This window comes from Bradyrhizobium arachidis, assembly GCF_015291705.1.
Classification (GTDB): Bacteria; Pseudomonadota; Alphaproteobacteria; order Rhizobiales; family Xanthobacteraceae; genus Bradyrhizobium; species Bradyrhizobium arachidis.
This window is the reverse complement of the sequence record NZ_CP030050.1, coordinates 5,881,934-5,895,859: the sequence shown is the minus strand read 5'-3', so window position 1 is coordinate 5,895,859 and position 13,926 is coordinate 5,881,934. Positions and strand designations below refer to the sequence as shown.

The following is a 13,926-nucleotide window of genomic DNA, read 5'->3' as shown; positions in this document are numbered from 1 at the left end:
CCCGGCAACCCATCTCTTCAAAGAAGATGGATGCGCGGGTCGAGCCCGCGCATGACGGGTTGAGAAATGTCACTTCGTGAGTCCTGAAATGCCCGCATCTCCGCTCCGCCTCGGCGTCAATATCGACCATGTCGCGACCGTCCGTAATGCGCGCGGCGGCCGCCATCCCGATCCGGTGCGCGCCGCGCTGCTGGCGATCGAGGCCGGCGCCGACGGCATCACCGCGCATTTGCGCGAAGATCGCCGGCACATCCGTGACGAGGACATGGCGCGGCTGAAGGCCGGGATCTCCAAGCCGCTGAATTTCGAGATGGCGGCGACCGACGACATGATGCGCATCTCGCTCGCCACCAAGCCGCACGCGGTGTGCCTGGTGCCCGAGCGCCGCCAGGAGGTGACGACCGAAGGCGGGCTTGATGTGGTCGGCCAGCACAATGCGCTCGCGCCCTATATCGCGCGGCTGAACGATACCGGCATCCGCGTCTCGCTGTTCATCGCCGCCGATCCTGCCCAGATCGAGATGGCGGCGCGGCTGCGTGCGCCCGTGATCGAGATCCACACCGGCGCCTGGTGCGACGCCGTCGTCGACGGCCACACCGACAAGGCGGAAGCCGAATGGCAGCGGATCGTGGCGGGGGCGAAGCTCGCAAAACAAGCCGGGCTCGAGGTTCACGCCGGCCACGGTCTCGACTATGCGACGGCGGAGAAGATCGCTGCCTTGCCGGAGATCATGGAGCTCAATATCGGCTACTACATGATCGGCGAGGCGCTGTTCGTCGGCCTCGCCGAGACGGTGCGCAGCATGCGCGCGGCGATGGATCGCGGCCGGAGCCGGGCATGATCATCGGCATCGGCTCCGACCTGATCGACATCACCCGCGTGGCCAAGGTGATCGAGCGCCACGGCGAGCGCTTCCTCGACCGCATCTTTACCGCGGCCGAGCGGGCCAAGGCGGAGCGGCGCGCCAAGAGCGAGAGGATGGTGGTGGCGACCTACGCCAAGCGCTTCGCGGCCAAGGAGGCCTGCTCGAAGGCGCTCGGCACCGGTATCAGGCGCGGCGTGTGGTGGCGCGACATGGGGGTGGTCAACCTGCCGGGCGGGCGGCCGACCATGCAGCTGACCGGCGGCGCGCTGGCCCGGCTCGAGGCCCTGACGCCGGAGGGATTCGAGGCAAGAATCGACCTGTCGATCACCGACGACTGGCCGCTCGCCCAGGCCTTCGTCGTCATTTCGGCTGTCCCGCTGGCCAAGCCCTGACCGTTCCGCGCCCATTTTATAATTCATATTAAAAATCAATATCTTATGCGATTTTGATGCGATCCTTGATTGCGTGGCCTCCGACAACCGTCTAAAAGTTCGCGGACGCAAATCAGGCTGGGCGAATTCGGCTTTACGCCGGAATTGGCCCTCATTATCAGAATCAGGACAATCTCCTTGGGCTGCGAGCGATGGGCTGTTCGCGGGAGGAGGGCGCTCTGTGATCGCCGGCCGGAATTGAGAGAGCAATGAGCGTGACTTCGGGAACGAAAACTGAGAGCGGCGTCGGCGAAACGATCCGGGTCGTGATCCATGCTCTCCTGATCGCGCTGGTGATCCGCACCTTCCTGTTCCAGCCCTTCAACATCCCGTCCGGCTCGATGAAGGCGACGCTGCTGGTCGGCGATTACCTGTTCGTCTCGAAATATTCCTACGGCTATAGCCACTACTCGATCCCGTTCTCGCCGCCGCTGTTCTCGGGACGAATCTGGGGCGCGGACCCGAACCGCGGCGACGTCGTCGTGTTTCGCCTGCCGAGGGAAGACTCCACCGACTACATCAAGCGCGTGATCGGCCTTCCCGGCGACCGCATCCAGATGAAAGACGGGCTGCTCTACATCAACGACGTCCCGGTGCAGCGCGAACGGCTGAGCGACTTCGTCGGCGAAGATCCTTGCAGCTCGTCCGACACGGAGCGGGTCACGACGGCACGGGTGAAGCGCTGGAAGGAAGTGCTGCCGAACGGCGTCTCCTACGAGACCCTCGATTGCGTCGACAACGGCTTCTACGACAGCACCAGTGTCTACACCGTGCCGCCCGGCCATTTCTTCATGATGGGCGATAATCGCGACAACTCGACCGACAGCCGCGTGCAGTCGGCGGTGGGTTACGTGCCGCAGGAGAACCTGATCGGCCGCGCCCAGATGATCTTCTTCTCGATCGGCCAAGGCGAGCATGCCTGGATGTTCTGGCGCTGGCCGTGGTCGGTGCGCTGGAATCGCTTCTTCAAAATCGTCCGATGAAAGACGAAGCCAAGGACATCGCGACCCAATCGATCGAGGCGCAAGCCGCTCCCGAGGGCGAAGCTGCGACGAAGACGCCTGCCAAGAAGAAGCGGGCGCGGAGCAGCAAGAAGGACAAGGCCAAGGCGGATGCCAACGCGGCGCTCGAGGCGCGCATCGGCCACGGCTTCACTGACCCGAACCTGTTGATGCAGGCGATCACGCATGTCTCGGCGCTCAAGTCGGGACGCAAGCGCGGCGACAGCTATCAGCGGCTGGAATTCCTCGGCGACCACGTGCTCGGCCTCGTCGTCTCCGACATGCTCTATCACGCCTTCCCGAACGCCGATGAAGGCGAGCTGTCCAAGCGGCTCGCCGAGCTCGTGCGCAAGGAGAGCTGCGCCGATGTCGCAAAATCGCTCGGCCTGCTCGACGACATCAAGCTGGGGTCAGTCGGATCCAGCGCCGATGCGCGGCTGCGCAAATCCATCTTGGGTGACATCTGCGAAGCCGTGATCGGCGCCATCTTCCTCGACGGTGGTCATGCGGCGGCGGCCGAGTTCGTCAAGCGCAACTGGACCGAGCGCATGCACAAGCCGCGGCGGCCCTTGCGCGATCCCAAGACCGTGCTGCAGGAATGGGCGCAGGGCAAGGGACTGCCGACGCCGGTTTATCGCGAGGTCGAGCGCACCGGCCCGCATCACGATCCGCAATTCCGCGTCGCCGTCGACCTGCCTGGACTGGCGTCGGCCGAAGGCGTCGGCGGCAGCAAGCGTGCGGCAGAGAAGGTGGCGGCCTCGGTCATGATCGAACGCGAAGGCGTTGGCGGCGGCAATGACGGCTGAAGCAAGCGGCGAGGCGCCGACCGCGACGCGCTGCGGCTTCGTCGCGCTGATCGGCGCGCCCAATGTCGGCAAGTCCACGCTGGTCAATGCGCTGGTCGGCGCCAAGGTGACGATCGTCTCGCGCAAGGTGCAGACCACGCGCGCGCTGATCCGCGGCATTGTCATCGAGAACAACGCGCAGATCATCCTGGTCGACACGCCCGGTATCTTCTCGCCCAAGCGCCGGCTCGATCGCGCCATGGTCTCGACGGCCTGGAGCGGGGCGCATGATGCCGATCTCGTCTGCGTGCTGCTCGATGCCAAGATCGGCATCGACGAGGAGGCCGAGGCGATCCTCGCCAAGGCGGCCAGCGTCAACCACGACAAGATCCTCGTGATCAACAAGGTCGACCTGGTCCAGCGCGAGAAGCTTTTGGCGCTGGCGCAGGCCGCCAACGAGCGGATGAAGTTCGCCAAGACCTTCATGATCGCGGCGATCTCGGGCGACGGCGTCGACGACATCCGCACGACGCTCGCCGAGATGGTGCCTCCGGGTCCGTTCCTCTACCCCGAGGACCAGATGTCGGACGCGCCGATGCGGCAGCTGGCGGCCGAGATCACGCGCGAAAAGATCTATCAGAAGCTGCACCAGGAATTGCCCTACCAGTCCACGGTCGAGACCGACAAGTGGGAGGAGCGCAAGGACCATTCGGTGCGCATCGAACAGACGATCTTCGTCGAGCGCGAGAGCCAGCGCAAGATCGTGCTCGGCAAGGGCGGCGCCACCATCAAGTCGATCGGCGCGGACTCGCGCAAAGAGCTGATGCAGATCCTGGACGTGCCGGTGCATCTGTTCCTGTTCGTCAAGGTGCGCGAGAACTGGGGCGACGATCCCGATCGCTACCGCGAGATGGGCCTGGACTTTCCCAAAGAATAACCAAGAAAAGATCGGTATCTGATGAGCGTGCCCAGCAATGTCCGGCGCTTCGAAGCGCTGCTCTATGCGTCACTGATGCTGGATGCCTTGTCGGTCGCGGTGCAGGACCGCACGCCCAATGCCGAGATGACCGAGCAGATGATCATGACGGCGACCCTGCTCGCCGGCGTGATGATCTTGCTGCTGGTCTATTTCGTCTGGCTGGCGGCGCGTTGGCGCAAGAACTGGCCGCGCTGGGTGCTGGCGGCAGCACTCGTTCTCTCGGTGATCTCGCTCGGCCAGATCATCGGCGAGAAGGGCATGGAGCTCGACAGCGCCATCGAGATCGTCTCCTGCGCGCTGACGGCGATCGGACTGTATTTCTCCTTCACCGGCGACGCGCAGGGCTGGTTCAACGCGTGACTCTCGCGCAGTGCCGTAGGGTGGGCAAAGGCGCGCTCTTGCGCGCCGTGCCCACCATCATCGCGCCGTGGATCAAAATGGTGGGCACGCTTCGCTTTGCCCACCCTACGGCCTCCCGAAATGCGCTAGACTTCCTCCATGGAATGGACCGACGAAGGCATCGTGCTGGGCGTGCGGCGGCATGGCGAGTCCAGCGCCATTGTCGAGCTCTTGACCCGCGCGCACGGCCGGCATCTCGGGCTCGTGCGCGGCGGGGCCAGCTCGCGGCTGCGGCCGCTCTTGCAGCCCGGCAACAGCGTCAGCGCGGTGTGGCGGGCGCGGCTCGACGAGCATCTCGGGACCTATGCGATCGAGGGTCTGAAGCTGCGCGCGGCGACGCTGCTCGGATCCTCCCACGGGGTCTACGGCGTCACCCATCTCGCCTCGATCGCGCGGCTGCTGCCAGAGCGCGACCCGCACGAGGATATCTTTGCGCTGCTCGAGCATTCGCTCGACGATTTCGACGACATCGGCAGCGCCGCCGTGCATCTCATTCATTTCGAGCTGGCGATGCTCGCCGAGCTGGGCTTCGGGCTGGCGCTGGAGAATTGCGCGGTGACGGGGGAGACCACGGACCTGATCTACGTCTCGCCCAAATCCGGCGGCGCAGTATCGCGCGGCGCGGGCGAGCCGTGGCGCGACCGGCTGCTGCGGCTGCCGCCGTTCCTGCGCCACGGCGAAGCCGCGAGCGAGCTCACCGAGCAGGACCTTCAGGACGGCTTCCGCCTCACCGGCCTGTTCCTGCTGCGCCATGTGCTGGAGCCGCGCGGGCAGGGCCATTCCGACGCGCGCGCGGGCTTCATCAACGCCCTGATGCGGCAGCAGGCGAGGGCGGCAATTCCGGCGCCATGAGCGAAGCGGGAGGCAGGCTTACCCTTCGACACGGGTTCTCACGGAACCAAATCGCCCCGATCGAGTTCCGTCTCGCAGGGTTCCACAACGGGGACAGCCTAAATGTTGATCAGGGGATTTGCCTTGTCTGCGGCGCTGGTCGCGCTCGCGCCTGAAGCAACGGCCGGCGAACCGCAGCCGGGCGTGTTTCGGCGCGCCTCCTGCACCGTCGTCCGGTACTATGTGGCCAAATATTCTGCTGCAGCCGCAGAGACATGGGCGCGATCCCATGGTGCCACGGAAGCCGAGATCGAGGCCGCCCGCCGCTGCCTGACCAACGTGCCGGCGCCGGCTAAGACCACGACCCCGCCCGTGACCGCCGGCTGGGCTGGGCAATAGGCTGCCCACAAGGAACCATTCGATCCTTGCCCGATTCGCTTCCACGGTTTAACCGGGCGGCATGGGAAAGCGAATCGTTCCGCCGGAAGAACCGGCCGAAATTCACGAGGTGCCGCTGCGTGAGGCGCTCGAAGAGCGCTATCTCGCTTATGCGCTCTCCACCATCATGCATCGCGCGCTGCCGGACGCGCGCGACGGCCTGAAGCCGGTGCACCGGCGCATCCTCTACGGCATGCGCCTGCTCCGCCTCGACCCCGGCACGGCCTTCAAGAAGTCCGCCAAAATCGTCGGCGACGTGATGGGCTCGTTCCATCCGCATGGCGACCAGGCCATTTACGATGCCATGGTGCGTCTCGCGCAGGATTTCTCCTCGCGCTACCCGCTGGTCGACGGCCAGGGCAATTTCGGCAATATCGACGGCGATAACCCCGCCGCCTACCGCTACACCGAAGCGCGCATGACCGACGTCGCGCGGCTTCTGCTCGAGGGCATCGACGAGGACGGCGTCGAATTCCGCGCCAACTACGACGGCCAGTCGAAAGAGCCGGTCGTGCTGCCCGGCGGCTTCCCGAACCTGCTCGCCAACGGCGCGCAAGGCATCGCGGTCGGCATGGCGACCTCGATCCCGCCGCACAACGCCGCCGAGCTGTGCGACGCCGCGCTGCATCTGATCGAGAAGCCTGACGCGAAGTCCAAGGCGCTCTTGAAATGGGTCAAGGGCCCGGATTTCCCGACTGGCGGCATCTGCGTCGATTCCAAGCAGGCGATCGCTGAAGCCTACACGACCGGCCGCGGCTCGTTCCGCGTCCGCGCCAGGTGGTCGCACGAAGAGGGCGCGCGCGGCACCTGGGTCGTCGTCGTCACCGAGATTCCGTTCCTGGTGCAGAAGTCGCGCCTGATCGAGAAGGTCGCCGAGCTGCTGGACCAGAAGAAGCTGCCGTTGGTCGGCGACATCAGGGACGAGTCGGCCGAAGACGTCCGCATCGTGATCGAGCCGAAGTCGAAGAACGTCGATCCCGCGTTGATGATGGAATCGCTGTTCCGGCTCACCGAGCTCGAAAACAAGATTCCGCTGAACCTGAACGTCCTGATCAAGGGCAAAATCCCGAAGGTGGTGGGACTCGCCGAGTGCTTGCGCGAATGGCTCGACCATTTGCGCGACGTGCTGATCCGCCGCAGCAACTACCGCAAGGCGCAGATCGAGCACCGCTTGGAGGTCCTCGGCGGCTTCCTGATCGCCTATCTGAACATCGACAAGGTGATCAAGATCATCCGCACCGAGGATGAACCGAAGCCGGCGTTGATCAAGGCGTTCAAGCTCACCGAGGTGCAGGCTGAAGCCATCCTCAACATGCGCCTGCGCTCCTTGCGCAAGCTCGAGGAGATGGAGATCCGCACTGAGGACAAGAACCTCCGCGCCGAGCTCAAGGGCATCAACGCGGTGCTCGCCTCGGAAGCCGAGCAATGGAAGAAGGTCGGCGAGCAAGTCGGCAAGGTCCGCGACATGTTCGGGCCGAAGACGTCGCTCGGCAAGCGCCGCACCACCTTTGCCGATGCGCCCGAGCACGATCTCGCTGCGATGGAGGAAGCCCTCGTCGAACGCGAACCGGTGACGGTCGTCGTCTCCGACAAGGGCTGGATCCGCACCATGAAGGGCCATGTCGAGGATCTCTCAGGGCTCGCCTTCAAGCAGGACGACAAGCTCGGCTTCGCCTTCTTCGCCGAGACGACCTCGAAGCTGCTGTTGTTTGCCACCAACGGCAAATTCTATTCGCTCGATGTCGCGAAACTGCCCGGCGGCCGCGGTCACGGCGAGCCGATCCGCCTGTTCATCGATCTCGAGCAGGAGGCCGCGCCCGTCGCGCTGTTCGTCAACAAGGGCGGACGCAAATTCCTGGTCGCCAGCCACGAGGGCCAGGGCTTCGTCGTCAACGAGGACGACTGCGTCGGCACGACGAAGAAGGGCAAGCAGGTCCTCAACGTCGACATGCCGAACGAGGCGCGCGCGATCACCGAAGTGCTCGGCGACACCGTCGCGGTCATCGGCGACAACCGCAAGATGCTCGTGTTCCCGCTCGAGCAGGTGCCGGAGATGGCCCGCGGCCGCGGCGTGCGCCTGCAGAAGTACAAGGATGGCGGTCTCTCGGATATTGCCGTGTTCGACGCCAAGGCGGGCTTGACCTGGAAGGACTCCGCAGGGCGCGAGTTCAGCGCGAGCATGAAAGAGCTCGCCGAATGGCAGGGCACCCGCGCCGATGCCGGCCGCCTGCCGCCGAAGGGCTTCCCGAAGTCGAACAAGTTCGGCAGGGGGATCGGGTAGGGCAGGACGTCGCCACACCACTGGTGTCATGCCCCGCGACGGCGGGGCATCCGGTACGCCGCAGCTTCTCGGTTCGATCACGCCGGTCTCGGAATACTGGGTCGCCTGGTCAAGCCGGGCGACGACAGTGAGCATTTAGCCCGCAAACGCGTGGCAGATAGTCGTGAGCGCATACGTGCTTCCGCCGTATGGGCACGAACATTGCTTTTTGCTGGCGACTGCAAACGTTTCAGTCAAAAGGCAAGAAACCACCAATGTTCAAACTGAAGGCCTTTATTCCGGCGCTGCTCGGACTTGCGCTGGTGGCGCCGGCGCATGCGGCGGGCAATCTCGTCGCTGTGCTCGAAGCGGAGATCGTCACGCTCGATCCGCATTTCTCCACGGCCTATATTTCGCGCACGTTCGGCTACATGGTGTTCGACACGCTGTTCGCGAAGGACTCCAAGGGCGAGATCAAGCCGCAGATGGTGCAGGACTGGAAGGTCTCGTCCGATGGCCTGACCTATACGTTCACGCTGCGCGATGGCCTGAAATGGCATGACGGCCAGCCGGTGACGGCGGCCGACTGCGTGGCCTCGCTACGCCGCTGGGGCACGCGCAGCGCGCTCGGCCGCCGCATCCTTGCGATCACGGCCTCGCTCGAGCCGACGGACGCGAAAAGCTTCGTGCTGACGCTGAAGGAGCCGTCCGGCCTCGTCATTGACGCGCTCGGCAATCCCGTCAGCCCGGTCGCCTTCATGATGCCCGAGCGCATTGCGAAAACGCCCGGCGACCAGCGCATCGCCGAGATCATCGGCTCCGGCCCGTTCGTCTACAGCAAGGCCGATCACCGCACCGGTGACCGCATGATGCTGAAGAAGTTTGCCGACTATGTGCCGCGCTCCGAGCCCGCCGACTTCCTCGCCGGCGGCAAGCGCGTCAACATCGATACGCTCGAGATCCGCGTCATTCCCGATGGTGCGACCGCCGCCTCGGCGCTGCAGGCCGGCGAGGTCGACTTCATGCAATACGCGCCGTTCGATCTGCTGCCGCAGCTCGAGAAGAGCTCTCGCGTCAAGCTCGTCAATTTCACCGGCGGCAACATGTTCGCGGGCGCCTATCGCCTCAACGCCGCCTCCAAGCCATTCGACGATCCCGCGATCCGGCGCGTGCTGTGGAAGCTGGTCGATCAGCGCGAAGTGCTGGATGCGCTCGGGCTCGACGCCAAATATGCCACGCCTTGCGCGACCTACTTCACCTGCGGCACCACCTACGAGAGCAAGGCCGGCATTGAAGCCGCCGCCAAGCCGTCGATCGAAGCGGCGAAGGCTGCGCTGAAAGCAACCAAATATGCCGGCGAGCCCGTCGTCGTCATGGAAGCCAACGATCTCGAAGCCCCGCGCGTCTCGGCGCAGGTCCTGGCCGAGCGGCTCAAGCAGGCAGGGTTCAATGTCGACCTGCAGGTGATGGACTGGGCCAGCGTGCTGGCGCGCCGCGCCAAGAAGGAGGGCTGGAGCGTCTACGGCGTCCACGCCGGCGGCTACGACCTGGGCTCGCCGCTCACCAACGTCATGGTCGCTTTCAATTGCGCCGACTTCACCGGCTGGCAATGCGATGCGCGCATCACCCCTCTGATGGAAGCCTTCGCCAAGGCGCCGGCCGAGGAGGATCGCAAGAAGATCGCTTCCGAGATCCAGGCCGTCATGTACGATCAGGCGCCGGCGATTCCGTGGGGCCAGTTCGCCCAGCCGGCGGCCTATCGTGCCGAGTGGCGCAACCTGATCCCGTCCGCCATCCCCGTGTTCTGGAACGTTGAGAAGTAACGCGATGTACGATGTCATTGTCGTCGGCGGCGGCTCCGCCGGCGCCGCCGTGGCGGCCAGGCTCTCCGAGGATCCGGCGCGGCACGTCCTGCTGTTGGAGGCGGGCCTCGACTGGCGCGCCGACGAGGCGCCCTGGGAGGTGAGGACGCCGAATCCCATCCCGATCATCCACAAGCGCGAGTTTCAGGAGAAATGGCAATGGCCTGATCTCCTGACGCGCCGCGTGGCGGGGCAGGAGCCGCGTTTCTACTGGCGCGGCAAGGGGCTCGGTGGTTCATCGATGATGAACGGCCAGATCGCCATCCGCGGGGTTGCCGACGCGTTCGACGAATGGGCGGCCAATGGCTGCACAGGCTGGTCGGCGAAAGAGGTGATGCCGCTGTTCTCCGTGATCGAGGACGATCTTGAGTTCGGCGACACCGCAGGCCACGGACGCGGTGGGCCGCTGCCGGTCTATCGTGCGCCGCCCGAGAAGTGGGGCCCGATCGACCGGGCCTTGCGCGACGCTGCGCTGGCGAGCGGCTATCCCTGGTGCGCCGACCTCAACGGTCCTGACGGCGAGGGCGTCGCCTGCTATCCCATCAACAGCCGCAACTTGCGCCGCATCACCACCAACGAGGGGTATCTAGAGCCCGCACGCGGCCGCGCCAATCTGGAGATCCGCGGGCACGCGCTTGTCGATCGCGTTCTGATCAGCGACGGAAGGGCAACCGGCCTCCGTGTCCATTTCGAAGGGCAGGGCACCCAGGAGATCAGCGCGCGCCAGATCGTGCTGTGCGCCGGCGCCATCCACAGCCCGGCGATCCTGCTGCGCTCGGGCATCGGGCCGGCCGAGGAGCTGAAGGCGATGGGGATCGCGGTCGAGCGTGACCTGCCGGTCGGCCGCCACTTCTTCGACCACCCGCTGTTTCGCGCCACGATCCAGCTCCACGAAAACCTGCGGCCCACCGACCCGGACACCCGCCACACCAATTGCTGCGTGACCTATTCCTCCGGCCTTGCCAATGGCGGCAAGCGCGACATGATCCTGATCGCGTTCAACCATCGCGGCATCGGCGTGCCCGGCGCGATCGGCACCGGGCTGTTCAACGCCTATTCGCGCGGCACGCTCAAGCTGGCCTCGACCGACCCATCCATCGATCCCATCGTCGAGGAGAACATGCTGGCCGATCCGCGCGACATGCTGCGGATGATGGACGCGGTGAGGCGTCTTGCCGTGATCACCTCGCAGCCGGCGCTATCAGGCATCGCCGACTGGATCAGGCTGACCGACACCGACCTGACGCTGCCGCAGGCAGCCAGCCTGCCCGATCACGAGCTCGATGCGCTGCTGCGACGAGAGACCGGCGACATCCAGCACGCCGCCGGCACTTGCCGCATGAGCGGCGCTGGCGACGGCGATGGCGTGGTCAATCCCGATGGCACGGTGAAAGGAATCAGCGGCCTGCGCGTCGCCGACGCTTCGATCATGCCGTCCGACTGCCGCGCCAATACCCACTTCACGACGGTGGTGATCGGCGAGGCGATCGCGCGAATGATGATGCGGTAGGATTAACTCCGCTACACGTTTTAAACAGCGGGCGAACGTTCGCCTTCTCGCGGCGCGTTTTCGCCCGAGGTCTGCTCCGTCGCAACGCCCTCGTAGCGACAAGGGCGCAGGGAAGGCCGGGCGCCGGCTGGCACCCGCAGATCCGTGCGCTACGAAAAATGCACACGGGGTGGACCACAGGTTCGCCGGATCGCCCGGCCTTCCCTGCGCGAATGGTTTTAACGGTGTCCTTCGTGCTCTCCTCGGGGAGCGATGCACTATTGCCCCCGTCGCCTTGCGGATGGCTGATGCGCGTGTCCGGTCGGATCGCCGCATCACCGCAAGACTTGACGCACAGACCCCAGGCGTCAGGACCACACGACTTCTCCGTCCGCGCACGTCTTCGCTGGGACCTTCGAGGGCTGGCGCGTGCTCACACCCGAAGCCATACGAAGACGCTGTCGGCGTCGTGTCGTACGCGCGAAGCGATTGCTCACAGCGAAGCCGCCCTGCAATGCCGATCGCGCCCGACGCCGTCGCGTCCATCGCTGCCCAGCCCGCGGTTCGTGACGATCGCGATCCGCCCCTTGTCTCGGGCCAGGGTGTTTCGCTTGTACGATAAATCCGAAATTCGGTAAAGTGGAATATTTGTGAGGGGTGGGCTTGACGGGCCATGAGCCGGGCCCGTTGCGACTGTTTTGCCCGACGGATGGGGAGCCGTGTGGGGGCCGAGGCCCCGGGGCTTATCTACCTTTCGACGGCCAGGCCGAACAGCGGCCGGAGCTGTTCCCGGGATAGTGACGGAGGTGATGTCCGCGAAGATGCTTTGATGCAGCAAAGCGGCGCGGGCGCTCGCCAAGGCAGCTCATGAAGGCAGAGCGGAAGCTGCCCCCTTTGGTCATCTGCGAGGGCTCTGACCCAGATGTATGGTCCGGCCGTGGGGTGCAAGAAGATTTCGACGATCCGGTAGATGCGGTCTTGCATCAATGTATCCGGCCTCTGTTTGGAGCGCAGTGCTCCGGGCCATCATGGATATCAGCGCGCATGTGATCTGGTTAGCGGACAGGCCTCGACCGGGCCATTTGGGTCACCAGGGTTCACATGTGCCGGGAAGACCGATTCTCCATCGTCGTCTCATCCTCTCGCAGACCTCGGCGGGTAAGGGTTGTTACGTCATCGATAGCTCCTCACTTCGCGCTGTTCCTTCGTTCGTGCCTGGCGGCCGTTCCTTCGTCCCGGCCTGCGCGCGCAGACGCGCCGCGCGCAAGGGGCCGTCAAAGCCGGCCGTCGTGCTGTCCTGACGTCTTGCTCTCCTGCTGCCAGGCTGCGCCTTGACGGCCCCGCGCACGGCGCGAGGATCAAGCAGGTCGGGACACCGTCTCCTCCATCTTGACGCACGCGAAGGCGCGTCCCTTGTTGAGGACCGCCCAGGCGATCCGGGCGAGCTTGTTGGCGAGCGCAATCGCCAGCACGTTGTGGTGCAATCGCTTCTTGGCGGCTTCGATCCAAGAGTTGAGGCCATAGCGCTCCCAGCACTTGACCTTTACCAGAACAACCCACGCGGCTTGCACGAACAGCGCGCGCAGGTAGCGATTACCGCGCCTTGATATACTGCCGAGGATCGTGCGGTCGCCGGTCGATATCTGCTTCGGAACAAGTCCAAGCCAGGCGCCGAAGTCGCGGCCTTTCGAGAACACGTCTCCGGTGCCGATCGCAGCCACCATTGCGCTCGAGATGATTGGGCCAATGCCAGGCACCGTCATCAGTCGCTGGCAGGCCCTATCTTGACGGGCTAGTGTTTCGATCTCGCCAGATAGACCCTCGATACGCTCATCCAGCCGGCGCCAGTCTTCCGCCAGACCCTCGATGATGGGCAACATGCGAGGCGAGAGCACATCAGTGCGTGTTGCCAAGATACCTGGCAACTCGAACCGCAGGGAATGCGGGCCTTGCCGCACGGCGATGCCCCGTTCCAGCAGGAACGCACGGATCTGATTGATCGCGCCGGTACGCTGACCGACCAATCGATCGCGGACGCGGTGCAGTGCCTGAAGGTCGAGCTGATCGGCGGTCTTGGTCGCGACGAACTTCATGGTCGGGCGTTGGACAGCCTCGGCGATGGCTTCCGCATCTCGGAAGTCATTCTTCTGTCCCTTCGAATACGGGCGCACGTATTTCGCTGGCATCAGGCGGGCGTCGTGGCCAAGTACTTGGAGTTTGCGGCTGAGATGATGGGCGCCTACGCAGGCCTCCATACCGATCAAGCACGGCGGCAGGTTGGCGAGCCGCGTTTCCACCTGGCCGCGCGACCACTTCTGCCGCAGCACGATGGCACCGCGGTGATCCTGACCCACGATGTGGAACGAGTTTTTGCCGATGTCGATGCCGATCACGGCGATCGCCGCGTTGAGTTTCTGAGACATGGCGTGCTCCTTGTCTTGAGCGCCCCTTGCCAGCTTCTCGTGCTGGCAGGGCCGGAGCACGGCCGGACCATCCCATTAGCGGAAGAGAAGCTCGCACCACTTGTACCGCTCCAACGCATCGAATCCGCAAGTTAGGTCAAGGCTGCTGAATGACCATCGATCG

Annotated in this window: 12 protein-coding genes; 11 read left to right on the top strand and 1 reads right to left on the bottom strand. The window is 64.9% G+C overall.

What is annotated here, in order from left to right; genetic code table 11:
* Positions 1–88 precede the first annotated feature (88 nt).
* The 11 genes from WN72_RS27570 (at position 89) to WN72_RS27520 (ending at position 11,361) form a co-directional block, all read left to right on the top strand.
* On the top strand, positions 89–841 hold the full coding sequence (locus WN72_RS27570; protein ID WP_027559602.1) for a pyridoxine 5'-phosphate synthase: 753 nt from the start codon (positions 89–91) through the stop codon (positions 839–841).
* Complete coding sequence (gene acpS, locus WN72_RS27565) at positions 838–1,257, top strand: holo-ACP synthase (protein WP_092218809.1); 420 nt, start codon at positions 838–840, stop codon at positions 1,255–1,257. Before WN72_RS27570 ends, acpS begins: the two co-directional genes overlap by 4 nt.
* 248 nt (positions 1,258–1,505) lie before the next feature.
* Positions 1,506–2,279 carry a signal peptidase I gene (gene lepB, locus WN72_RS27560; protein WP_027559600.1) on the top strand — a complete coding sequence of 258 codons (774 nt, stop codon included), beginning with the start codon at positions 1,506–1,508 and terminating at the stop codon, positions 2,277–2,279.
* Positions 2,276–3,103 carry a ribonuclease III gene (gene rnc / locus WN72_RS27555; protein ID WP_027559599.1) on the top strand — a complete coding sequence of 276 codons (828 nt, stop codon included), beginning with the start codon at positions 2,276–2,278 and terminating at the stop codon, positions 3,101–3,103. The genes lepB and rnc overlap by 4 nt, the downstream gene beginning before the upstream one ends.
* Entirely contained in the window at positions 3,093–4,019 is a 927-nt protein-coding gene (gene era, locus WN72_RS27550; RefSeq protein WP_092218805.1) for a GTPase Era, read from the top strand. The genes rnc and era overlap by 11 nt, the downstream gene beginning before the upstream one ends.
* A gap of 21 nt (positions 4,020–4,040) precedes the next feature.
* Positions 4,041–4,421 (top strand): hypothetical protein, encoded by a 381-nt coding sequence (locus WN72_RS27545; RefSeq protein WP_027559597.1) that lies wholly within the window; start codon positions 4,041–4,043, stop codon positions 4,419–4,421.
* A 138-nt stretch (positions 4,422–4,559) separates the two neighbouring features.
* Entirely contained in the window at positions 4,560–5,312 is a 753-nt protein-coding gene (gene recO / locus WN72_RS27540; RefSeq protein ID WP_092218803.1) for a DNA repair protein RecO, read from the top strand.
* 102 nt (positions 5,313–5,414) lie between these two features.
* A complete protein-coding gene (locus tag WN72_RS27535; RefSeq protein WP_027559595.1) occupies positions 5,415–5,690 on the top strand; it encodes a hypothetical protein in 276 nt (91 codons plus the stop codon).
* 61 nt (positions 5,691–5,751) lie between these two features.
* Positions 5,752–8,010 (top strand): DNA topoisomerase IV subunit A, encoded by a 2,259-nt coding sequence (gene parC, locus WN72_RS27530; protein WP_092218801.1) that lies wholly within the window; start codon positions 5,752–5,754, stop codon positions 8,008–8,010.
* Positions 8,011–8,264: 254 nt separating this feature from the next.
* Complete coding sequence (locus WN72_RS27525) at positions 8,265–9,812, top strand: ABC transporter substrate-binding protein (RefSeq protein WP_092218799.1); 1,548 nt, start codon at positions 8,265–8,267, stop codon at positions 9,810–9,812.
* Positions 9,813–9,816: 4 nt separating this feature from the next.
* Positions 9,817–11,361, top strand: a complete 1,545-nt coding sequence (locus WN72_RS27520; protein ID WP_092218797.1) for a GMC family oxidoreductase — start codon at positions 9,817–9,819, stop codon at positions 11,359–11,361.
* A gap of 1,337 nt (positions 11,362–12,698) precedes the next feature.
* On the opposite strand, the gene WN72_RS27515 is transcribed toward WN72_RS27520, so the two are convergent.
* The gene (locus WN72_RS27515; RefSeq protein WP_194482925.1) at positions 12,699–13,763 is read right to left on the bottom strand and encodes an IS110 family RNA-guided transposase; all 1,065 of its coding nucleotides are present in this window, start codon (positions 13,761–13,763) and stop codon (positions 12,699–12,701) included.
* Positions 13,764–13,926 lie beyond the last annotated feature (163 nt).